Origin of the sequence: Streptomyces sp. SLBN-31 (genome assembly GCF_006715395.1) — a bacterium.
Taxonomy (GTDB): domain Bacteria; phylum Actinomycetota; class Actinomycetes; order Streptomycetales; family Streptomycetaceae; genus Streptomyces.
Map to the genome: position 1 here is coordinate 109,743 of NZ_VFNC01000002.1, position 21,503 is coordinate 131,245.

Annotated in this window: 18 protein-coding genes and 1 pseudogene; 16 read left to right on the forward strand and 3 right to left on the reverse strand. The window is 71.9% G+C overall.

The genetic code is table 11. The annotated features are described in order from the left end of the window. The 10 genes from mftB to FBY22_RS20355 all read left to right on the forward strand — a co-directional run bounded on the left by mftB (position 1) and on the right by FBY22_RS20355 (position 10,239). Positions 1-312 carry a mycofactocin biosynthesis chaperone MftB gene (gene mftB / locus FBY22_RS20315; protein ID WP_142147981.1) on the forward strand — a complete coding sequence of 104 codons (312 nt, stop codon included), beginning with the start codon at positions 1-3 and terminating at the stop codon, positions 310-312. Beyond that, the gene (gene mftC / locus FBY22_RS20320; protein ID WP_142147983.1) at positions 312-1,613 is read left to right on the forward strand and encodes a mycofactocin radical SAM maturase; all 1,302 of its coding nucleotides are present in this window, start codon (positions 312-314) and stop codon (positions 1,611-1,613) included. Before mftB ends, mftC begins: the two co-directional genes overlap by 1 nt. Then, complete coding sequence (gene mftD / locus FBY22_RS20325; protein ID WP_142147985.1) at positions 1,610-2,782, forward strand: pre-mycofactocin synthase MftD; 1,173 nt, start codon at positions 1,610-1,612, stop codon at positions 2,780-2,782. Before mftC ends, mftD begins: the two co-directional genes overlap by 4 nt. A gap of 1 nt (position 2,783) precedes the next feature. Further along, positions 2,784-3,545, forward strand: a complete 762-nt coding sequence (gene mftE, locus FBY22_RS20330; protein ID WP_142147987.1) for a mycofactocin biosynthesis peptidyl-dipeptidase MftE — start codon at positions 2,784-2,786, stop codon at positions 3,543-3,545. Beyond that, positions 3,542-4,327: a mycofactocin-coupled SDR family oxidoreductase gene (locus tag FBY22_RS20335; RefSeq protein ID WP_142147989.1), complete on the forward strand. Its 786-nt coding sequence runs from the start codon at positions 3,542-3,544 to the stop codon at positions 4,325-4,327. The genes mftE and FBY22_RS20335 overlap by 4 nt, the downstream gene beginning before the upstream one ends. Continuing rightward, a complete protein-coding gene (gene mftF / locus FBY22_RS20340) occupies positions 4,324-5,817 on the forward strand; it encodes a mycofactocin biosynthesis glycosyltransferase MftF (RefSeq protein WP_142147991.1) in 1,494 nt (497 codons plus the stop codon). The genes FBY22_RS20335 and mftF overlap by 4 nt, the downstream gene beginning before the upstream one ends. Before the next feature lie 131 nt (positions 5,818-5,948). Beyond that, complete coding sequence (gene acs / locus FBY22_RS20345; RefSeq protein ID WP_142147993.1) at positions 5,949-7,925, forward strand: acetate--CoA ligase; 1,977 nt, start codon at positions 5,949-5,951, stop codon at positions 7,923-7,925. Between the two features lie 218 nt (positions 7,926-8,143). Then, positions 8,144-8,479: a hypothetical protein gene (locus tag FBY22_RS44240; protein ID WP_174267220.1), complete on the forward strand. Its 336-nt coding sequence runs from the start codon at positions 8,144-8,146 to the stop codon at positions 8,477-8,479. Beyond that, positions 8,479-9,054 (forward strand): adenylate kinase, encoded by a 576-nt coding sequence (locus tag FBY22_RS20350; RefSeq protein ID WP_222127812.1) that lies wholly within the window; start codon positions 8,479-8,481, stop codon positions 9,052-9,054. Before FBY22_RS44240 ends, FBY22_RS20350 begins: the two co-directional genes overlap by 1 nt. A 264-nt stretch (positions 9,055-9,318) precedes the next feature. After that, the gene (locus FBY22_RS20355; protein ID WP_142147995.1) at positions 9,319-10,239 is read left to right on the forward strand and encodes a hypothetical protein; all 921 of its coding nucleotides are present in this window, start codon (positions 9,319-9,321) and stop codon (positions 10,237-10,239) included. A gap of 30 nt (positions 10,240-10,269) precedes the next feature. Here the strand turns inward: FBY22_RS20355 and FBY22_RS20360 are convergent, their stop codons facing one another. Next, positions 10,270-11,463: an RNA-guided endonuclease TnpB family protein gene (locus FBY22_RS20360; RefSeq protein ID WP_142147997.1), complete on the reverse strand. Its 1,194-nt coding sequence runs from the start codon at positions 11,461-11,463 to the stop codon at positions 10,270-10,272. A gap of 158 nt (positions 11,464-11,621) precedes the next feature. On the opposite strand from FBY22_RS20360, the gene FBY22_RS20365 reads away from it, so the two are divergent. Continuing rightward, complete coding sequence (locus FBY22_RS20365) at positions 11,622-12,794, forward strand: FIST signal transduction protein (RefSeq protein ID WP_142147999.1); 1,173 nt, start codon at positions 11,622-11,624, stop codon at positions 12,792-12,794. A 160-nt stretch (positions 12,795-12,954) separates the two neighbouring features. Then, positions 12,955-13,590: pseudogene (locus tag FBY22_RS20370) on the forward strand (MBL fold metallo-hydrolase); the annotation flags it as partial. 49 nt (positions 13,591-13,639) lie between these two features. On the opposite strand, the gene FBY22_RS20375 reads toward FBY22_RS20370, so the two are convergent. Continuing rightward, a complete protein-coding gene (locus FBY22_RS20375) occupies positions 13,640-14,092 on the reverse strand; it encodes a hypothetical protein (protein WP_142148001.1) in 453 nt (150 codons plus the stop codon). Between the two features lie 396 nt (positions 14,093-14,488). Continuing rightward, positions 14,489-15,604 carry an alpha/beta hydrolase gene (locus FBY22_RS20380; RefSeq protein WP_142148003.1) on the reverse strand — a complete coding sequence of 372 codons (1,116 nt, stop codon included), beginning with the start codon at positions 15,602-15,604 and terminating at the stop codon, positions 14,489-14,491. Between the two features lie 454 nt (positions 15,605-16,058). Here FBY22_RS20380 and FBY22_RS20385 point away from each other — a divergent pair, with 454 nt between their 5' ends. The 4 genes from FBY22_RS20385 to hypF are packed head-to-tail and all read left to right on the forward strand — an operon-like array spanning position 16,059 to position 21,501. Continuing rightward, a complete protein-coding gene (locus FBY22_RS20385) occupies positions 16,059-17,777 on the forward strand; it encodes an enoyl-CoA hydratase-related protein (protein ID WP_142148005.1) in 1,719 nt (572 codons plus the stop codon). Next, positions 17,774-18,370: a hydrogenase maturation protease gene (locus tag FBY22_RS20390; RefSeq protein WP_142148007.1), complete on the forward strand. Its 597-nt coding sequence runs from the start codon at positions 17,774-17,776 to the stop codon at positions 18,368-18,370. The genes FBY22_RS20385 and FBY22_RS20390 overlap by 4 nt, the downstream gene beginning before the upstream one ends. A gap of 51 nt (positions 18,371-18,421) precedes the next feature. Then, positions 18,422-19,165, forward strand: coding sequence for a hydrogenase nickel incorporation protein HypB (gene hypB, locus FBY22_RS20395; protein WP_142148009.1), 744 nt, complete (start codon positions 18,422-18,424; stop codon positions 19,163-19,165). Beyond that, positions 19,162-21,501 carry a carbamoyltransferase HypF gene (hypF, locus tag FBY22_RS20400; protein ID WP_142148011.1) on the forward strand — a complete coding sequence of 780 codons (2,340 nt, stop codon included), beginning with the start codon at positions 19,162-19,164 and terminating at the stop codon, positions 21,499-21,501. The genes hypB and hypF overlap by 4 nt, the downstream gene beginning before the upstream one ends. The last annotated feature ends 2 nt before the right edge of the window (positions 21,502-21,503 follow it).

Below are 21,503 nucleotides of genomic sequence, written 5' to 3' on the forward strand. Positions count from 1 at the left end.
ATGACCACCCACCCGGCGGCCCCGGCCGGCGCGGCCTTCGACACGGCGCACCCCTACCGGCTGAACCCCTCCGTCGCGCTGCGCCCCGAGCCGTTCGGAGCGCTCGCCTACCACTTCGGCAACCGCCGGCTGTCCTTCCTCAAGGCACCCGAACTCGTCGAACTGGTCCGGGGGCTCGACCGGCACCCCAGCGTCGGGGACGCCCTCGCCGGCGTTCCCGACGACCGGCGGGACGCCTTCCTGCGGGCGCTGGCCTCGCTGGCCGCCGCCGACATGATCGTTCCCCAGCGCAGTGGAACCGGAGCGCACTGATGACCCCCCTCCACGAGCCCCCGCACGCCGCCGAGCGGAGCGCGGCCGGAGCGAACGAGGGCGCCCCCGTGTCCGAAGGAGTACCGGGGAAGGTGCCCGCCCTCGTCGAGCAGTTCAAGGGAGGCCTCGCCGCCCCGATCTGCCTGACCTGGGAGTGGACCTACGCCTGCAACCTGTCCTGTGCGCACTGCCTGTCCTCGTCCGGGCGGCGCGATCCCCTGGAGCTGTCCACGGACGAGATCACGTCCGTGATCGACGAGCTTCAGCGCATGCAGGTGTTCTACGTCAACGTCGGCGGCGGCGAGCCCACGGTCCGCCCCGACTTCTGGGACCTCCTCGACTACGCGATCGACCACCAGGTGGGGGTGAAGTTCTCCACCAACGGCGTCCGCCTGAGTCCCGAGCGGGCACGGCGGCTGGCCACCACCGACTACGTGGACGTACAGATCTCCCTCGACGGAGCCACCCGCGCGGTCAACGACGCCGTCCGTGGCCCCGGTTCGTACGACATGGCCGTGCGAGCCATGGAGAACCTCGCGGACGCGGGCTTCCGGGACTTCAAGATCTCGGTGGTGATGACCCGTCACAATGTCGCGCAGCTCGACGACTTCGCCGTGCTCGCCGACCGCTACGGAGCCCAGCTGCGGATCACCCGGCTGCGGCCCTCCGGCCGGGGCGCGGACGTCTGGGACGACCTTCACCCCACCGCCGAGCAGCAGCGCCGGCTCTACGACTGGCTCGTCGGCCACGGCGGGAACGTGCTCACCGGGGACTCCTTCTTCCACCTCAACGCCCTCGGTTCCGAGCCGATCCCGGGGCTGAACCTGTGCGGCGCCGGCCGGGTCGTCTGCCTGATCGACCCGGTCGGGGACGTTTACGCCTGCCCGTTCGCCATTCACGACGCGTTCAAGGCGGGCAACGTCCGCTCACCGGGCGGCTTCGAACGGGTGTGGCGGGAGTCGGACCTCTTCGCCGACCTGCGTCGGCCGTCCTCCGGTGGGGCCTGCTCCGGCTGCTCCGCGTTCGACGCCTGCCAGGGCGGATGCATGGCCGCGAAGTTCTTCACGGGCCTGCCGCTGGACGGCCCCGACCCCGAGTGCGTCAAGGGCCACGGGGCCACCGCGCTCTCGGCCGTCGACCCGGCCGCGCTGCCGGGCCAGGGCAAGGACCACTCACGCCGCACGGTGGCGCTGGGCATGCCCGCCGTCCGCGCCCGCCGCTCCGACCGCTTCTGCGACGAGAGCCCGCTGGCCGGTGCCGACCTGGGCGGCCCCGTACCCGATGAAAGAGGAACGTCATGAGCAAGTGGATCGAGACGGTCGCCGAGGCCCAGCGGCGAGCGAGGAAACGGCTGCCGAAATCCGTGTACAGCGCGCTGCTCGCGGGCTCCGAGAAGGGCGTCTCCTACGACGACAACACCGCCGCCTTCGCCGAGTTGGGCTTCGCCCCGCACGTGGCCGGGCTGTCGGCCAAGCGCGACCAGGCCACCACCGTCATGGGACAGGACATCTCCCTGCCGGTGCTCATCTCGCCGACGGGTGTGCAGGCGGTGCACCCGGACGGTGAGGTGGCCGTGGCCCGCGCCGCCGCCGCCCGGGGCACCGCGATGGGGCTGAGCTCGTTCGCGAGCAAGCCGCTCGGGGACGTCCTGGCGGCCAATCCGCAGACGTTCCTCCAGGTGTACTGGATGGGTTCCCGGGACGCGATGGCCCGGCGCCTGAAGGACGCCCGTGAGGCGGGCGCCAAGGGCATCATCGTCACCCTCGACTGGTCCTTCTCGTACGGCCGGGACTGGGGCAGCCCCGAGATTCCCGAGCGGCTGGACCTCAGGGCCATGACGCGGTTCGCGCCCGAGGCGCTGGCCCGCCCCGGCTGGCTCTGGGACTTCGTGAAGTCCCGCAGCCTCCCGGACCTGAAGGCACCCAACATCGCCGAGCCGGGGCAGGAGGCGCCCACGTTCTTCGGCGCCTACGGCGAGTGGATGACGACCCCTCCGCCCTCCTGGGACGACGTGCGCTGGCTGCGTGAGCAGTGGGAGGGACCGTTCATGCTCAAGGGCGTCTGCCGGGTGGACGACGCGCTCCGCGCGGTCGACGCGGGCGTCACCGCGATCTCGGTGTCCAACCACGGCGGCAACAACCTCGACGCGACCCCTGCACCGATCCGCATCCTGCCCGTCATCGCGGACGCGGTGGGTGACCGGGTCGAGGTGCTCCTCGACGGCGGAGTCCGCCGCGGCAGCGACGTGGTCAAGGCCCTCGCACTCGGCGCCAGGGCCGTGATGATCGGCCGCGCCTATCTGTGGGGCCTGGCGGCGGGAGGCCAGACCGGTGTGGAGAACGTGCTCGACATCCTGCGCCGCGGCATCGATTCCGCCCTGCTGGGGCTCGGGCGCTCGTCGGTCCACGAGCTCACGCCCGACGACGTACTGATCCCGCCGGGCTTCACCCGGGCGCCGGGAGTGGTCTGACATGCCCGGCGCCCGGAATTCGCTCGCGGACCTGCGCTGGCCCGACCTGGCGGACCGCCGTCCCCTGGTGCTGCTGCCGCTCGGCTCCTGCGAACAGCACGGCCCCCACCTGCCCCTGGACACCGACACGGCGGTGGCCTCCGCGGTCGCCGAACGTGCCGCCGCCCGGCTGTGCGGCGAGGCGGATGTACTGGTCGCGCCCGCTCAGCCGTACGGAGCCAGCGGCGAGCACGAGGGCTTCCCCGGCACGGTGTCCATCGGCCACGACGCGCTGCGCCTGCTGGTCACGGAGACCGGTCGCTCGATGCTGCGCTGGGCGTCCCGCCTGCTGGTGGTCAACGGGCACGGCGGCCACCTCACCAGTCTGGCCGAGGCGGTCACCGGTCTGCGCGGCGAGGGTCGCGATGTCGGCTGGTGGCCCTGCCTGCCGCCGGGCTCCGACGCCCACGCCGGGCGTGCCGAGACCTCGATGATGCTGCGGCTTCGGCACGCGGCCGTCCGTGCCGAGCGGGCCGTCGCCGGACCGACCGAACCCGTTCACCTGCTGATGGACCGGCTGGTCGCCGAATCGGTGCGCGGGGTGAGCCCGTCCGGTGTCCTCGGCGACCCCGCCGGGGCCCGCGCGGGCGACGGCGAGCGGCTCCTGGAGCGGATGGCGGACCGCCTCGCCGAGGACGTCCGGGGATGGCGGGTGGGCGCGCGGGGCCGGCTCGGCCGGCCCGAGACGCAGCCGGTCGCCACCCCCGCCGGGGAGGGGCGATGACCGGCCGTCGGGTGGCCGTCGTCACCGGCGCCGCGCGGGGCATCGGGGCCGCCACGGTACGGCGGCTGGCCCGGGACGGCTGGGCGGTGGTGGCGGTGGACCGCTGCGCGGACGACTCCGACGTGCCCTATCCGCTGGCCGAGCCCGGCCGACTGGACCTGCTGGCACAGGAATTCCCCCTGATCCGTACGGTCCGCGCCGACGTACGCGACGCCGCCGCGCTGCAGCGCGCGGTGGAGCTGGCCGAGACCGAGTTCGGCGGCTTCGACGCCGCCGTGGCCGCCGCCGCGGTGATGCTGGGCGGAAACCCGGTGTGGGAACAGACCGACGCCCAGTGGCGGACCCTGCTCGACGTGGACGTCATGGGCGTGGCCAACCTCGCGCGCGCCGCCGTTCCCGCCCTGCTGCGCAGGCCGCACCCCCGGCACGGCCGCTTCGTCGCCCTCGCCTCGGCCGCCGCGCACCGCGGTCTGTGGCGCCTGGGCGCCTACTGCGCGGCCAAGCACGCCGTCGTCGGCCTGGTCCGCGGCCTCGCCTGCGACCTGCGTGACACCGGCGTGCACGCCGTCGCCGTCTCGCCGGGCTCGACCCGCACCGACATGCTGCGGGCCACGGCGGACCTGTACCACCTGCCTGACGTCGAGCAGCTCGCCGCCCAGCAGCTCACCGGGCGCCCACTGGAGCCCGAGGAGGTGGCCGCGGTGGTGGCCTGGGCCTGTTCCCCCGAGTCCTTCGCTCTCACAGGCTCCGTACTGCACGCGGACGGAGGGTTCACGGCATGACGGCACTCGCACACCGCACCCCGGCTCCCCCGACGAGCACTCCGCTGCCCTCTCCGGCGGACACCGCCCTGCCGTCCGGCCTCACCGTCGAACTCGCCGCCGGCACGCACCGGTCCGAGGACGGGCGGCTGCTGCTCGGCGGATCGCCGCTTCGCCTGCTCCGGCTGACCGCCCCTGCGGCACGCCTCCTGGACGGGGGCCGGCTCACGGTCACAGGCCCGGCGAGCGGCGCGCTCGCACGACGGCTGCTCGACGCCGGGATCGCCCATCCGCGCCCCGCGCCGGCGCCGGTGAGCGACACCACGGTGGTCATCCCCGTCAAGGACCGCGCCGACCAGCTGGACCGGCTGCTCGCAGCCCTGCGCGCCGACCAGCCGACCTCCCCCCTGCCGGTCCTGGTCGTGGACGACGGCTCCGCCGACCCCGCGGCCCTGGCCCGGGTGGCCAGCGCGCACGGCGCCGAACTGCTGACCCACCCACGCAACCTCGGCCCGGCAGCGGCCCGCAACACCGGCCTGCGGCACACCCGTACCCCGTACGTGGCGTTCTGCGACTCCGACGTGGTGCCCGAACCCGGGTGGCTCGCCGCCCTGCTGGCGCAGTTCGCCGACCCCGCGGTGGCGCTCGCCGCTCCCCGCGTGGTCGCACTGCCCGTCGCCGAACCCGGGCTCCTGGACCGGTACGAGGAGAAGCGCTCGCCACTGGACATGGGAGCCGGAGAAGGACCGGTCGTGCCGGTGTCCGCGCTGTCCTACGTCCCCAGCGCGACCATCGTGGTCCGCCGTGACGCCGTGGGCACCGGCTTCGACGACCACATGCGCGTCGGGGAGGACGTCGACCTGTGCATGCGGCTGCACGAGGCGGGCTGGCGGCTGCGGTACGTGCCCACCGCGCGCGTGGGCCACCGGCACCGCACCGACCTGCGCGGCTGGCTCGCCCAGCGAGCCGCATACGGCACCGGCGCCGCCGACCTGGCGCTGCGCCACCCCGGGCAGGTGCCGCCGCTGTATGCCGCCCCCTGGTCGCTGGCCGCCTGCGCCCTGCTGCTGCGCGGCAGGCCGGGGCCGACGGCCGTGGCAGCGGCCCTGACGGCGGTGACCGCCGTCCGCGTGGCACGACGTATGCCCGACGCCGACCACCCCTCCCGCGCGGGGGCACTGCTGTCGCTCGCCGCGCTGCGCGGCACCGCCGAGCAGTTGCTGCGCTGCGCCACCCGGCACCACTGGCCCCTTGCGACGGCCGCCGCCGTGGCGAGCCCGCGCGCGCGGTACGTGCTGATCGCCGCGGCCGTCGTCGAGGGGCTGGTGGACCACCGCCGCTCCGGCACCTCGCTCGGCCCCCTCGCGCACTTGGCGATCCGTCGCCTGGACGACCTCGCCTATGGCTGGGGGGTCTGGCAGGGCGCCCTGCGGCGCGGGACCACCGCACCGCTGCGACCGCGCCTCGCCCTGCGCCTGGTGAGCCGTTGGACCGCCGGAGGGCGGCCGTAGCCGCGGCCCCCGACCCGCCGCCAACCTCCCGCCAACCCTGACCGGCCACCGTGTCCACCTGGCGACGGCCGGTCGCGCCCTCGGAACGGCACCCGTGCCGTCAGCACCCGCACCCCACTGGAGGATCTGGTATGTCTCCGCGCTCTGCCCACCCCGCCCTTACAGAGAACCCGCTCGCCCCCCAGGGCGCCGCCGTGTCCGGACCGCTGGAGCCGACCGCGGACGACCGCCTCGCCTTCTGGGCGCGGGAGGCCGGGCAGCTCCACTGGGACACCGGCTGGGACCAGGTGCTGGACTGGACGGACGCGCCCTTCGCCCGCTGGTTCACCGGCGGGAGGCTGAACGTGGCGTACAACTGCGTCGACCGGCACGTCGAGGCAGGGCACGGCGACCAGATCGCCTTCCACTGGGAGGGCGAGCCGGGTGACACCCGCACGATCACCTACGCGGAGCTGAGGCGCGAGGTCTGCCGCACGGCGAACGCCCTGCTCTGCCTCGGTCTGACGCCGGGCGACCGGGTCGCCATCCAGCTGCCGATGATCCCCGAGGCGGTCTTCGCCATGCTGGCGTGCGCCCGGCTCGGCCTGCCGCACAGCGTCGTGTTCGGCGGGTTCTCCCCGGCCGCCCTGCAGTCGCGCATCGACGACGCCCAAGCCAGGCTGCTGATCACCGCGGACGGCCAGTACCGGCGGGGTGAGACCGAGGCCATGAAGGCGAACACCGACGAGGCGACCAGGGACACCCCGAGCATCGAGCACGTCCTGGTGGTCCGGCGCACCGGTACCGACGTGCCGTGGACCGAGGGCCGCGACCTGTGGTGGCACGACCTGGTCGACGCCCAGTCCGACGAGCACACCCCCGAACCCTTCGACGCCGAGCACCCGCTGTTCATCCTCTACACCTCCGGGACGACGGGCAGCCCGAAGGGCATCCTGCACACCTCCGGCGGCTACCTGACCCAGGCCGCCTACACCCACCGCACCGTCTTCGACCTCGACCCCGAGACCGACGTCTACTGGTGCACCGCCGACATCGGCTGGATCACCGGGCACTCCTACATCGTGTACGGGCCGCTCGCCAACCGGGCGACCTCGGTCATGTACGAGGGCACGCCCAACACCCCGCACGAAGGGCGGCACTTCGAGATCATCGAGAAGTACGGCGTCACGGTCTACTACACCGCCCCCACCCTCATCCGCACCTTCATGAAGTGGGGCGAGCAGATCCCCGCCCGCTACGACGTCTCCTCGATCCGCGTACTCGGCAGCGTCGGCGAACCGATCAACCCCGAGGCGTGGCGCTGGTACCGCACGCACATCGGGGCCGGCCGGGCGCCGATCGTGGACACCTGGTGGCAGACCGAGACCGGCGCCATCATGATCTCACCGCTGCCCGGGGGCACCGCCCAGCCCCCCGGGGCCGGGGCAGGGACCGGCGCGAAGCCCGGCTCGGCCCAGGCGCCGCTGCCGGGCCTGTCCGCCAAGGTGGTCGACGACCGGGGCCGTCAGGTCGGCAACGGCGAGAGCGGCTATCTGGTCCTCGACCAGCCCTGGCCGTCCATGCTGCGCGGGATCTGGGGCGACGAGGAGCGGTACCGGGCGACGTACTGGTCCCGTTTCGCCGACCAGGGCTACTACTTCGCCGGGGATGGCGCGCGCTACGACGAGGACGGCGACATCTGGCTGCTGGGCCGCGTGGACGACGTCATGAACGTCTCCGGGCACCGGATCTCCACCGCGGAGGTCGAGTCGGCGCTCGTCTCGCACCCCGCGGTGGCCGAGGCCGCGGTGGTGGGCGCGTCGGACGCGACCACCGGGCAGGCCATCGTCGCCTTCGTCATCCTGCGCGCCGGCGCCGACCCGGACCTCACGGCGGTGCTGCGCGACCATGTCGCACACGAGATCGGCCCGATCGCCAAGCCCCGCCAGATCATGGTGGTTGCGGAACTGCCCAAGACCCGGTCCGGGAAGATCATGCGCAGGCTGCTGCGCGACGTCGCCGAGCACCGGGAGGTCGGAGACGTCACGACGCTCGCCGACGCCTCCGTGATGGACCGGATCAACGCCGGTCTCAGTCATGGGCAGCAGGACAAGGCGGGCCCGGCATGAGGGGCGGCGGCCCGTCGCCCGGCCGGGTCGTGCGCCTCACCGGAGCGAGCGCCGCCGGCGGCCCCGACCGGGCCGTCAACACGGCCGTCGACCGTTGCGGGCGCCTGAATCACCTGGCCGTGTGCGAGGTTTGGTCCAGAGCCGCTGGGAGGCCGCCGGCTTGCGGGCGGCGAGCCGGCCGGCGTCGGACGGCCGCGCAGGACGGACCGGTCGTCGACGTGATCACGGATGCGGTCCGGGAGCGGTCGCGGGACACCGCCCTGGCCGGACTGCCCGGGCTCGCCGGGTGGCCGGCGGCCGAACCGACGCCCGGCACCGGCGTCCACACCGTCATGACCGGTCCGCCGGTCGGCGCGGACGCTTACCGCAGAGCGAACGCCGACGCGCTGTGCGGCCTCCCCGGCCCGCCGCGCGTGCCGGGCACCCGGGCCGGAAGCGGTCCCCGCCCAGGGGCCTCTCCGCCCGTCACGGGCCGCCCGACCGAAGCACGCCGACAACGGCGAAGACCAGGAACGCAGACCATGAACGACCACTGGAAGGCACGCGCGCGCTGATGCGAATCGTCCTCATCGGCCCTCCCGGAGCGGGCAAGGGCACCCAAGCAGCCATACTCAGCGAGAGACTCGGCATCCCGCACATCTCCACCGGAGACCTGTTCCGCGAGCACGTCACCCGCCGGACGCCACTCGGGCAGGAAGCCAAGCGGTATCTCGACGCCGGCGAACTCGTACCCGATCACGTCACCGGCGGCATGGTCCGCCAGCGGCTGCACCAGTCCGACGCCCGGCGCGGCTTCCTTCTGGACGGCTTCCCGCGCACCCTGACACAGGCGCGGGAACTCGCCGCGATGCTGGATTCCACCGGAGCCGGACTGGACGCCGTGGTGGAGTTCACCGCGCCCGAGGACATCGTGGTGAAGCGGCTGCTGAACCGCGGCCGGCCGGATGACACCGAGGATGTCATCCGCCATCGGCAGCGGGTCTACGAACGCCAGACCGCCCCTCTGCTCGACCACTACGCGGACATCCTGCTGACTGTTCAGGCCGTCGGACCGATCGACGGGATCGCCGGGCGGGCGCTCACGGGACTGTCGGGAGAGTCGGTCCGGCACCCTCGGCATGCACGGTGATCCCCTCGTCCCTCAAGGGAGGCAACCGGCCTCGCGGGACGCGGGGTTGGACAGTGGGGGGACGTTCGCGGTGCAAGGCGTTCAGGCTTCCGCCGAGGAAATCCGTGAGGGTGCCGGCCGGCGGGTCTCCGCCCGGCCGAGCCCCGGTCAGGTCATTGAAGTGAAGCGCGTCGCCACCCCGTCGGGCGTGGAGGGTGCACGAGCAAGCGCTGCGGCTGCTCGGCCCGGACGGCGTGTGCTCACCATGCTCCGAGGAGAGTCGCCATGGTGTTCGGTCAATCGGGTAGCACGGAGCGTCTGGCGTACGCGGGCGCCAGGCCTCCGGCCGAGAGCCTGCGAAGCGTTCAGTTCTCCTGTCAGTTGCTCTCCCGCAACCAGGTGCGGTTCGTGGACGGCTTCTACGAGAGCATGGTCGTTCTGGTGCCCCAGGTGCGGGAGTTGCCGCCGCGGGCAGGATGGTCGCTGTGCAACAGGCTGGCTCAGTCGGTGCTGTGGGCCGCACTGACCCAGGACGCACCGGAGGCCGTCGAGGCGACCCTGCGCCAGGTCGGTGGGGCAATCCAGCAGCAGGGATTCTTCGACGGCTGGCACTGGTCGTTCGGTGCGGCCCTGCTCGACACGGTGCGCCAGATACACAAGAGCGAATGGGGCTCCCGGCTCAGTTCCGACTGGATAGCGTTCTACACGTGGCTCAGCGGGAACCTCCGGCTGGGCGCGGATGCCGCCCGGCCGGGAACGGATCGCGCCCAGCCTCCGCCGGACTCCGATCAGTGGCAGGCGCGTCGCGGTACACCGCGGGACGACGGCTCCACTCCGGCCCACGTCGGCCCCGCGAGCGACCCGCCGCGGGAAGAGACACTCAATGGGATCCTCGCCGTGCTGCGCTCCCGCCACTTCCCCGACGACGACCGCGGGCTCGCGGCGATCTGCACCCGGGTCGCCCTGCGCACTGGCGTCGACCTGCGCTCTCCCCGCCCGGACCAGCAGACCGACGCGGCGGTGGTCTCCAGAGTCCTGAGCGTCCTGCTGGTGCTGGGCTTCTCGTTGTCGCCCTCGCCGCACCACCTGCTCTTCCACCCGTCGGACCCGGAGGACAGCGGCTCGCGGCAGCCCGGCGGCCAGCCCCTCGCCGCGGCGGGCCTTCGGCACCGCTTTCGGCGACTTCTGAACAAGGCAGACAGTTGACTTCCTCTCCCTCCTGAAGGAGGGGGAGTCCTACGGCTCGCGCCGTGGGGTTTTCTGCTTCATCGCCGATTGCCCGCCCGGAGTGCTCCGTTGAGGTCTTACATCAGCTCCACAGACAGTCGCCGTCAGCCCGACGGCCAGAATGTTCTTCGCCGCGTTCACGTCCCGGTCGTGGGTCGTCCCGCAGTCGCACGTCCACGCGCGGACGTTGAGCGGCATCGTGTCCTGCAGGCTGCCGCAGGCGGAGCACAGCTTGGAGGAGGGGAACCAGCGGTCGATCGCGATCACTGCGCGGCCGTACCACTGGGCCTTGTATTCCAGCATGCTCCGCAACTCGGACCAGGCCGCGTCGCTGATGGCGCGGGCCAGGCTGCCGTTCTTCATCATGTTCCGCACGGCGAGGTCCTCGATCACGATCGTTTGGTTTTCACGAACGAGACGAGTGGTGAGTTTGTGCAGGTGGTCGAGCCTGCGGTCGGTGATGCGGGCGTAGACCGTGGCCGCCTTCCGGCGTGCCTTGGCCCGGTTCGCTCCCTCCCCCTTGGCCTTGCGGGCAAGCTGCCGCTGGGCCTTGGCCAGGCGGGCTCGGTCGCGGCGCTCGTGCCGGGGGTTGGAAACCTTCTCCCCGGTGGAGAGGGTCAGCAGGTGATCGAGGCCGACGTCGACACCGACGGCCGCGTGGGTGGGGGGAAGTGGCCGGACGGAGAGGTCCTCACACAGCAGGGACACATACCAGCGTCCGGCCGCGTCGTTGGACACCGTCACGGTGGACGGCGACGCACCCTCGGGCAGGGGACGGGACCACACGATGTCCAGCGGCTCCGCCATCTTCGCCAGGGTCAGCCTGCCGTCCTTAAACCGGAACGCGCTGGTGGTGTACTCCGCCGACTTCCGCGACTTCTTCCGCGACTTGAACCGCGGGTACCTCGCCCGCCTGCCGAAGAAGTTCGCGAACGCCGTCTGAAGGTGCCGCAGAGCCTGCTGGAGCGGCACGGAGGAAACCTCGTTGAGGTAGGCGAGTTCCTCGCTCTTCTTCCAGGCCGTCAGCATCGCCGACGTCTGGTGGTAGCTCACCCGCTGCTCCCTCGCCCACGCCTGCCTGCGCGCCGCAAGGGCCAGGTTGTAGACCTTCCGCACACATCCGAACGTGCGCGACAGCTCGGCTGCCTGCGCACCGGTCGGATAGAAGCGGTACTTGAACGCCCGCTTCACGCCAGTGGTCACGGCTCACAAACTAATCCTCCGGCTTGTGACTATGTGCCGGTTCGTGGGAATCGACGCCGGTCCGCCCCGGCGGCGAACCGGCTTTCCCTGCCCTGCTCCGCAGAAGCTTCGCTTCCTCCCCGGCCCGAAGGCCGGGGTATCCACGAAGAAAGGCCCCGATGACGTTCTTCCCTCGCGTCCTACCCGGCGCTGGCGTCGTACGCGCCCATGTCACCGGACCGGCTCCGCAGGCGGTCGACCGGCTGCTGGCACAGCTCGACCGCGATCTGTCGGGACGCCGGGCGGTCGCGGTGATGTACTTCGCCTCCAGTGTTTACGACCCCGCCGAAGTCGCACCCGTCATCAGCTCGCGCTTTCCCGAAGCGGTGGTCATCGGCTGTTCCACCGCCGGGGAGTTCACCGACCTGCATAACGGGACCGGCGGCATCTCGGCCGTGGTGCTTCCGGACGGGCTGATCACCCAAGCGGTGGCGGTCCTCGGCGAGTTGGACGGCGACGCAGGCGACGGCACCGCGGTCGCCGTCCAGTCGCTCGAGGAAGCCCTCCAGGTTCAGCTCCGCCACCTCGACCCGGCCCACCACCTGGGCTTCGTGCTGATCGACGGCCTGCACGGATCCGAGGAGCAGGTCAACGAGATGCTGGGGAACGCGGCACCGCTGCTGGACTTCGTCGGCGGTTCCGCCGGAGACGACTTCGCCTTCCAGGGCACCTGGACCGCCGTGGGCCACGACGTGAGCTACCACGGGGCGGCGCTCATGGTGTGCCGGACCGCCGTCCCGTTCCGGGTGGTCAAGTCATGCTCCTTCACCCCGACCGGCAGGCTCCTGCGGATCACCCGTGCGGACGCCGCGTCCCGGACCGTCCTCGAGATCGACGGCCGGCCGGCCGCGGAGGCGTACGCGGATGCCCTGGGCGTGAGCGTCGACGCGCTCGACGCCGCCTGGACGGAGTACCCGGTGGGCCTCATGATCGACGGCCAGCCGTGGGTCCGCAGCCCTCAGGCGGTAATGCCGGACGGTGGCCTCCGGTTCTACGCCGAGATCATGCCGGGAATGGAGGTCGAGGTCATGCAGGCGGGTGACCTCATCGCCGAGACCACTGCCGCCCTGCGCCGAACCCGCGCCGAACTCGGAGGGCGGGCCGGCGGCGCGGTTCTCTTCAACTGCTGCCTGCGCCGCAAGGAGATCGACGCCAAGAACCTCTCCGCGGACTTCGTCGCAGCCCTGGGCGGCGTCCCGTCGGCTGGGTTCCACACCTACGGCGAGAGCTGGCTCGGCCACGTGAACCAGACCCTTGCCGGTGTCGTGTTCGGGCCCCCGGGCGAGGCGTGAAGCTGACATGGCCCACGCTGATGCCGGTACGACCCCCGCTGTAAAGCAGTCACATGCGCGGCATCTCTGAGTATGGGGATTCTCCATGACAACAATGACAGTCACTCACATCGGCGGTCCCACTATCCTGATCGAGTTCGGCGGATGACGGCTACTTACCGACCCGACATTCGACCCCCCGGGAGGAAGCTACTCATTCGGGTGGGGCACACGCTCTACCAAGCTCGCAGGCCCTGCCATCAGCGCAAGCGAGCTCGGCCCCATCGACGCCGTGCTACTCACGCACGACAATCACAGCGACAACCTCGACTCGCAGGGCCGCGCAGTGCTTCATCAAGCCCCGGTTGTCGTTACGACGGCGTCAGCCACACGGCGTTTGGGAAAGCAGGCGCAGGGGCTCGCACCATGGTCGACGACGTTTCTTCAAAGCCCACGAAGGACAACGATTCAGATCACCGCGACACCAGCACGTCACGGTCCACCTGGCAGCCGCCCTCTCGTCGGGGACGTCATCGGTTTCGCACTGCAATGGGCCGGGCAACAGAACGGCGTGGTCTGGTTATCAGGCGACACCGTGCTGTATCGGGACCTGCGAGAGGCGGTGCAGCAGCTTGATATCGGCGTCGCCATCGTCCACCTCGGGGGCGTGCGTTTCCCTATAACGGGGCCATTGCACTACACGATGACCGCAGAACGCGCGGTGGAATTGTGCAGCTTGATTGAACCCCGGCTTGTGATCCCCATCCACTACGAGGGATGGAGCCACTTCCGTCGGAAGGATCAACAGTGGGTTTGACGCGGCCCCCGCCGGTACCGGCCGACGGGGGCCGTGCGTCCGTCCAGGATCAGCAGGCGTCGTACTTCCAGTCGCCGCCCTCAAGCGCCCACGGCTGCCTCTCCTGATCGAACTTCGGTAGCCCCTTCACCTTGTACGAGACACGGCCCATACCCCCTGAGACGGCGGCGTGCACGTCCATCGCCGGGTGGTCGGGCCCATAGTCCTTCGCAGCCCGCTCCACGGTGGCCGCGTACACGGCCGGGTCCGCCTTGGCCCGGCAACGCTTCGACAAGAAGGCGTAGGCCCCCTTCCCGTCCCCTCCGAAGTAGAGGTCCGTGTACGTTTCCGCCACGCGCTCCAACTCGGTGGCGTCGGCAGGCGTCGGGGTGGTGGTCGGTGTCTCGGCGGTCGTGGTCGGGCTGCTGCTCGGGGGGTCGGCCTTGTCGTCGCTCGACGAGTCGCATGCGGCCAGTGTGGCGAACAGGGTGGCGGCGAGTGTGATGGTGGCGCGGGTGCGCATGTGTCCCCCATGGACTTTTGTGGCTGAAGGGGCATGGTGCCACGCGGGTCGGACAGCGGGCTCACCGGCCTCGACGGCGCGGCCCGACAATGTGGGTACGGACTCCGCGGGCCACGGTGTCGGGAGCCCTCCACACGCCGCTACCTTCTCCGAGCATCCCGCGGACCGGCGAAAAATTGGCCAACTCCCGGCGGTGCGCGGAGAGTCGGGCGACCGGTACGCCTGCACCGAGGAGGAATCCGCAGACGTGTGGCAGGGAGATCACCGCGTGTTCACCGAGGGGATGTGCGCCCTGCATCGCCCCAGCAGTCCGGTGCTGGGCCGGCTCATGGCCTCGACAGCCCGACGTCTGTGGCGCGACGACCCGGCCTACGCGTCACGCCGCCTCACGTTCGGTCAGCGCTTGCCGTGTACAAAGCCGTTGCCGCCATAACTCTCGGCCTGGGTGTCGACGCCCGGGAACCTCCTCGCGCCGGTCAGGACCGGCAGCGCCGACCTGTCGTTCTTCAGAGTGTAGGCGTAGAACGCACGTAGGTAGGTGACCGCGAGGCTCTGCTGCTGCGCGGCGGTCGGCCGCCCCGGGGTGTCCGAGCACGTGGTGTCGTCGCCGTCGGTCGGCCCCGGACCCGTCGTCCACTCGGTGTTGTAGAAGTTGTGGTTGCCCTTCGTCACCCGCAGCCGGAAGCCGCGTGCGCCGGTCCGGCCCCGGGCGTCATCGAAGTAGGCCTCGCCGCCCAGGGACCAGCACCCGGCCGAGACAACGGCGAGAGGTGTCCTCGTCACCAGCGTGTCGTAGAAGCCGCTGGGCCCGGGCGAGGCGACGGCGGCCACGCCGCGGATGCGGACGCCGGCCGGCAACTCGCCGCGGTGGGCGTCGGCGGCCTGGTACATTACGCCCTCGCCGCCGACCGAGTGGCCCATCGTGCCCACGCGGGTCAGGTCGAGCCGGTCTTCGAAGTCGACCCGCACGGGCCGGCCGGTACGCGGATCGGTGAAGTGGCCGGCGAGCGGGCCGCCTCCGGCCGTGTTCAGCTGCTGGAGCAACCGAAGATGCCGGTCGATGAGATGGGCCCGCTGCGGTGCGACGCCCATGTAGTAGTTGACGCCGTTCGCGCTCGGTGACACCACCATGTAACCGTCCCGGGCCAGCGCTTCGGCCAGGTAGTCGTAGCCCCGGTAGCTGGGATAGGGAACCACCCCCGCCGGGCACGGCCAGCTCCCCCAGTCCGCATCGTCGGCGGAGTAGCAGGAGAGTTGCTGCCCGTGCAGCAGTATGACCAGCGGCAGGCGACCTGCCGACTTGAGTGGGTAGTGGACCACCGCCCGGATCTCGGCGACGCCGTCCCAGGCCTGCGGGTCGGTGAACGCTTCGTCGCCCAGGTTGTACTCGACCACCCCGACCGCGTCGGCCGCCTGCGCCCGCGTGCCGGGAACGACCGTCAGCAGGACGGCGACGAGGACCGCGAGCGCGAGCCCGGTGACGCCGAGCCGCACCCGTAATACCTGGAACATGACCTGCCCCTTCGTGATGTGACCCTGACCGGAGGGACCCTAGGCGTCACATGTGAGGAAGACGTCAGCATGCGACCTCGCATGATGCCCAAGGGGCACCTCGGGCGAGTGGCGGACGCGGTTTCGCTCTCGCAAGGCGCGAGAGGTCTTCCGCCGCACGGCCCCTCCGCCGCCCGCCTCTCGCCTCGACGTCACGGCGCGTGCCCCGCCCTCCGCGGTCGGCTGTCCTGCTCCTCCATGCCCCCGCCGTACCCGCCGCGAGCCGTGCTCACGACCTGTGGAACGAGGTCGGAGAGCGCAACCGCAAGCGCCTCGGAGCGGGCCGAACGAGGCCGGCGCGGCGTTCCAATACCTGCGGGGTGCGATCCGGATGGCGGAACGGAACCGTCGGAGGACGACGAAACGCCGCCGAGGTCCTTCTCGGTCTCCTGCGAACCGGCGATCATGCCGCGTCATGGACATCTTGCTCGTCGCCAGCGCGTTCAACAGCCTGTCCCAGCGTGTGTACGCGGAACTGTCGGACGAAGGGCACCGGGTCGACGTCGTTCTCGCCTCGCACGGCGCCGAAGCGGTACGGACCGCCGTACACGAGGTGCGTCCGGAACTGATCATCGCTCCGATGCTCAAGACAGCGCTGCCGGAGGACGTCTGGCGGGAGCACACCTGTCTCGTCGTGCACCCGGGGCCACCCGGTGACCGCGGCCCGTCCTCCCTGGACTGGGCCGTCGCCGAGGACGCACCCCACTGGGGAGTGACCGTGCTCCAGGCCGAGGCGGGCCTGGACGCCGGCGCCGTGTGGGCGTCCGAGTCCTTCCCGATCGCGCCGGTCGGCAAGAGCGACCTCTATCGCAACGAGGCGTCCGACGCCGCCGCGGCCGCCGTCCGGCTGGCCGTTCGGCGGTACGCCGAGGGATCGTTCAAGCCGCAGGCGCAGAGCGATCCCTCGATCCGTGTGGTGTGGCGCGACTTCTTCCGCCAGGAGCAGCGCAGGATCGACTGGCACAACGACGACACCGAGACGGTACTGCGCAAGCTCCGCGGGGCCGACTCCCAGCCGGGTGTACTGGACGAGCTCCTCGGCCACGAGGTGTTCCTGCACGGCGGGCATCCCGAGGACCGGCTGCGCGGACGCCCTGGGGAACTGCTCGCGACGCGCGCCGGGGCGATCTGCCGGGCCACTGGGGACGGTGCAGTGTGGATTCCGGAACTGCGGCCCCGCAAGAATTCCGGCGACCCCGCGCCGTTCCGCCGTCCTGCGGCCTCTGTGCTGGCCGCCTTCTCCGCTCCGCCGCTGCCGCAGATCGCGACCCCGCTCGAGCTGCCTCCCGGCCGTAACACCTGGGCGGACATCCGGTACCGGCAGCACGGTGACGCCGGGTTCCTGACCTTCTCCTTCCCCGGCGGGGCCATGAGCACCGGCCACTGCCGCAGACTGCTCGCCGCCTACCGGTACGCGCTCACCCGCCCCACCCGGGTGCTGGTGCTCGGTGGGTCCCGCGACTTCTTCTCCAACGGCATCCACCTGAACGTCATCGAGTCCGCCGCCGACCCCGCGGGCGAGTCCTGGTCCAACCTCAACGCCATGGACGATGTCGTCGAGGCGGTCCTGCGCACCACCGATCGCCTCGTGGTGGCGGCGCTCGGCGGCAACGCGGCGGCGGGCGGCGTCATGCTCGCCCTGGCCGCCGACCAGGTGTGGTGCCGCGCGGGCACCGTACTCAATCCGCACTACCGGCGGATGGGCCTGTACGGGTCGGAGTTCTGGACGTACACGCTGCCGCGCCGCGTCGGAACGGAGACGGCCCGGCGGCTGACGACAGAGGCACTGCCGGTGAGCGCCGGCACCGCCGCACAGCTCGGCTTGGTGAACCGTCTCGTGCCGGTGCCGGCCCAGGCGTTCGCCACCGAGGTCGCGAACCTGGCGACCGCACTCGCCGATGACCCGGACCTCGATCGGCAGATCACCGCGAAGGCAGCGACCCGCCGGACGGACGAGGAACAACGACCACTGGCCGACTACCGGCGAGCCGAACTCGCCCGTATGCGCGCCATCTTCTTCGATCCGCACGCCCCCTACCACGCCCTGCGCTCTGCCTTCGTCCGTAAGCTGCCCGGCGGCGCAGCCCGGCCCCTGTCCCCGGTCGACGAGCCCGTCGCCGGGGGTGAGCGATGACAGGGTCCGCCACCCGGCTTCTGGTGGCGGGCGTGGGCAACATCTTCCTCGCCGACGACGCCTTCGGCCCCGAGGTGATCCGCGCCCTGGACCTGCGACCGCTGCCGCCCGAGGTGCGGGTGCGGGACTTCGGCATCCGCGGGATGGATCTCGCGTACGAACTGCTGGGCGGCTACGACACGGCCGTGCTCGTCGACGCGGCCGTGCGGGGTCACCGGCCGGGCACTCTGTCGCTGATCGAGCCGGAAGTCCCGGACGGCAGCGGGGTCGCCGCCCCGCCGGAGGCGCACGGCATGGATCCGGCGAAGGTGCTGGCCCTGGCCGCCCACCTCGGCGACGAGCCGCTGCCCCGCGTCCTCGTCCTCGCGTGCGAGCCCGAGCTGCGGCCGCGCGGCGACGAGGACATCGCCCCGGGCATCAGCGCGACGGTCCGTGACGCGGTCGAGCGGGCCGTCACGGCTCTGCACACCATGGTTCCGGTGCTGCTCGCCGACCCCACGGCCACGCCCCCGTTGAGCCGCCCGGACGAATCCATGGGCCCGCCCGCGGCCGGGCTCCCGCAGCCGGTGGCCGGCGGCGTCGAGGATCGGTGACGCAACCGACACCCGGCCCCTCCCCCACTCCGACCGTGAGGAGCACCGCCCATGTGCGAGTCCATGGAGGACGTCACCCAGGCTGTTCTGGCGAAGAACGACGGCCTGGCCGCCGGCCTGCGCGAGGAGTTGGCCCGGCGCGGGGTCGCCGTGGTCAACCTGCTGTCCAGCCCGGGCAGCGGCAAGACGGAACTGCTCGGGCGGGTGCTGGCCCTGGCGGTGGAGCGGGGTGTCCCGGTGGCCGCGCTCACCGCCGACCTGGCGACCGAGAACGACGCCCGGCGACTGGCCCGTTCAGGAGCACCGGTCAAGCAGCTTCTGACCGACGGGCTGTGCCATCTGGAGGCCCGGCAGCTCAGCGGACATGTGCGCGGCTGGCTGCCCGAGGACACCGCCGTGCTGTTCGTGGAGAACGTCGGCAACCTCGTCTGCCCGGCCTCCTACGACCTCGGCGAGCGCCTGCGGATCGTGCTCATGGCGGTGACGGAGGGGGAGGACAAGCCGCTGAAGTACCCCACGGCCTTCGGCTCCGCCCATCTGGTGGTGCTCACCAAGACCGATCTGGCCGAGGCCGCCGGTTTCGACGAGGCCGCCTTCGTCGCCCATGTGCAGCAGGTCAACCCCGGGGTGGAGGTCGTACGGTCCTGCGCCCGTGACGGCGGCGGCGTCGGCACCCTGCTGGATCGGGTGCTGGCCACGCGAGACGGGGCTCCCCTGCACCGTCCGCCGCTGGCCCCGCACCCCCACCAGCATGTGCGGAAGGATTCCGGCCTCGCGGCCGGCCGTCTCTCGTGACCGCCCCGGCCACGCAGGCGATGCGCTGCCGCGTCACCGTGCGCGGCACCGTCCAGGGCGTGGGTTTCCGCCCGTTCGTGCACCGCCTGGCGACCGACCTCGCCCTGTCCGGTTTCGTGAGCAATACAGCGAGCGGTGTCCTCATCGAGGTGGAGGGACTGCCGGAGGGGGTCGCTCGCTTCTGCGACCGGCTGGCCACTGAGCCCCCTCCGCTGGCCGCCGTCACCGGCGTAGGAGTCGAGGACCTGCCCGCCACCGGCGCAGAGGACTCCTTCTCCATCCGAACGACCGAACACTCCGCAGGCCGTACCCAGCTCCCACCCGATACCGCGACCTGCGTCGACTGCCTGCGCGAACTGGCCGATCCGGCCGATCGCCGCCACCGGCACCCGTTCGTCACATGCACCCACTGCGGCCCCCGCTTCACCATCGCCACCGGGATGCCCTACGACAGGGCGCTGACCACGATGACCGACTTCGCGATGTGTCCCAGATGCGCCGGGGAGTACGGCGACCCCGCGGACCGCCGCTTTCACGCCCAGCCCGTCGCCTGCCCGGAATGCGGCCCCCGGCTGCGCCTGGTGCCCGCGGACGGCAGCGGGCTGCGCCCCGCGCGCGACGGCGACGCCCTGGCGGCCGCCCGGGCTGTTCTGGCCGCCGGACGGATCCTCGCCGTCAAGGGCCTCGGCGGCTACCACCTGGCCTGCGACGCCACTGACGCCCGGGCCGTCGACACGCTGCGTGCCCGCAAGGAGCGTGGCGGCAAACCGTTCGCGGTGATGTGCGCGGACCTCGACACCGTGCGGTCGATCGCCGAGCTCTCCGCCGCCGAACGCGCGGTCCTCACGAACGCTCGCCGCCCCATCGTCCTGCTGCGCCGGCACGAACAGGCCGCGCACCTGCGGCTCGCTCCCGGCGTGTGCCCCGGCAGCCCGCACCTCGGCGTGATGCTTCCCTACACACCCGTGCACACGCTGTTGCTGGGTCTACCCGGTGATCCGCCGGGCCCTCGTGTGCTGGTCATGACGAGCGGCAACCGCTCGGGCGAACCGATCGTCACCGACGACGGGGAGGCGCTGACCCGGCTGGACGGGCTGGCCGACGCCTGGCTCGCCCATGACCGGTTCATCGCCTCCCCGTGCGACGACTCGCTGCTGCGGGTGCGCGCCGACGGCACCGAGCAGGTGCTGCGCCGCTCCCGTGGGTACGTGCCTCGCCCTCTGCGTCTGCCGGTGGCCGTGCGGCCCGCACTCGCGGTGGGCGGCGACCTCAAGAACGCGCTGTGCGTCGGCGAGGGCGACCAGGCGTGGCTCGGCCCGCACATCGGTGACATGGGCGACCTGACCACGCTGGAGGCCGCTCAGCGGGCGGAGGGGCACATGCGGCGACTGAGTGGCGTCACCCCCGAGCTCGTCGCGGCCGACCGGCACCCCGGCTACCACTCCTCCCGCTGGGCCGGCCGCCGCGCCGCCCAACTGCCCCATTCCACGCCCGTGTTCGTCCAGCATCACCACGCACACATCGCCTCCGCGATGGCCGAGCACGGCCTCGACGGCACCGCACCCGTGATCGGCGTCGCCTTCGACGGCACGGGCTACGGCGACGACGGCACCGTCTGGGGTGGCGAGATCCTGCTCGCCGACTACACCGGCGCCCGGCGCCTCGCCCACCTCTCCCCCGCGCCGCTGCCCGGCGGCGACGCGGGGGTGGCCAACCCGTGCCGTCTGGCGCTGGCCCGGTTGTGGACCGCGGGCATGCCGTGGGACTGCGACCTGCCCTGCGTCGCCGCCTGCTCGGCCACTGAACTCACCCTTCTGAAAGCGCAGTTGACCCGCGGAGTTGCCTGCGTGGCAACCTCCAGCATGGGACGCCTCTTCGACGCGGTGTCATCCCTGGTGGGGGTGTGCCACCGCGCGGGATACGAGGCTCAGGCCGCCCTGGAACTGGAGGCCGCGGCCGCTGCGGTCCGGGACGCCGACACCTCGGCGTACGCCTTCGGTATCGCCTCCGGGCTGTGCGACCCGGCACCCGCGCTCGGCGCGCTGGTCGCCGACCTGCGTCGCGGCACACCGATCCCCCTGCTCGCGGCGCGTTTCCACCGCGGCGTCGCACGGGCCGTCGCGGAGATCTGCCGGTGGGCGCGCCGGGACACCGGTGTGGCCACCGTTGCCCTCAGCGGTGGGGTGTTCGCCAACGCGCTGCTGGAGGAGGAGTGCACGCGGCTGCTGACCCAGGACGGCTTCGCGGTGCTGCGGCACGGCGAAGTCCCCCCGAACGACGGCGGTTTGGCCCTTGGACAACTCGTGGTCGCGGCGCACGAACGACAAGAGGAGTGACC

Coding starts and splice junctions, on each gene's coding strand:
- FBY22_RS20365 (WP_142147999.1), top strand. CDS start 11,622: ATGACGTTCTTCCCTCGCGTCCTACCCGGCGCTGGCGTCGTACGCGCC.
- FBY22_RS20380 (WP_142148003.1), bottom strand. CDS start 15,604: ATGTTCCAGGTATTACGGGTGCGGCTCGGCGTCACCGGGCTCGCGCTC.
- FBY22_RS20355 (WP_142147995.1), top strand. CDS start 9,319: ATGGTGTTCGGTCAATCGGGTAGCACGGAGCGTCTGGCGTACGCGGGC.
- FBY22_RS20385 (WP_142148005.1), top strand. CDS start 16,059: ATGGACATCTTGCTCGTCGCCAGCGCGTTCAACAGCCTGTCCCAGCGT.
- FBY22_RS20390 (WP_142148007.1), top strand. CDS start 17,774: ATGACAGGGTCCGCCACCCGGCTTCTGGTGGCGGGCGTGGGCAACATC.
- mftB (WP_142147981.1), top strand. CDS start 1: ATGACCACCCACCCGGCGGCCCCGGCCGGCGCGGCCTTCGACACGGCG.
- FBY22_RS20350 (WP_222127812.1), top strand. CDS start 8,479: ATGCGAATCGTCCTCATCGGCCCTCCCGGAGCGGGCAAGGGCACCCAA.
- mftE (WP_142147987.1), top strand. CDS start 2,784: ATGCCCGGCGCCCGGAATTCGCTCGCGGACCTGCGCTGGCCCGACCTG.
- acs (WP_142147993.1), top strand. CDS start 5,949: ATGTCTCCGCGCTCTGCCCACCCCGCCCTTACAGAGAACCCGCTCGCC.
- mftD (WP_142147985.1), top strand. CDS start 1,610: ATGAGCAAGTGGATCGAGACGGTCGCCGAGGCCCAGCGGCGAGCGAGG.
- FBY22_RS20335 (WP_142147989.1), top strand. CDS start 3,542: ATGACCGGCCGTCGGGTGGCCGTCGTCACCGGCGCCGCGCGGGGCATC.
- hypB (WP_142148009.1), top strand. CDS start 18,422: ATGTGCGAGTCCATGGAGGACGTCACCCAGGCTGTTCTGGCGAAGAAC.
- mftC (WP_142147983.1), top strand. CDS start 312: ATGACCCCCCTCCACGAGCCCCCGCACGCCGCCGAGCGGAGCGCGGCC.
- mftF (WP_142147991.1), top strand. CDS start 4,324: ATGACGGCACTCGCACACCGCACCCCGGCTCCCCCGACGAGCACTCCG.
- FBY22_RS20375 (WP_142148001.1), bottom strand. CDS start 14,092: ATGCGCACCCGCGCCACCATCACACTCGCCGCCACCCTGTTCGCCACA.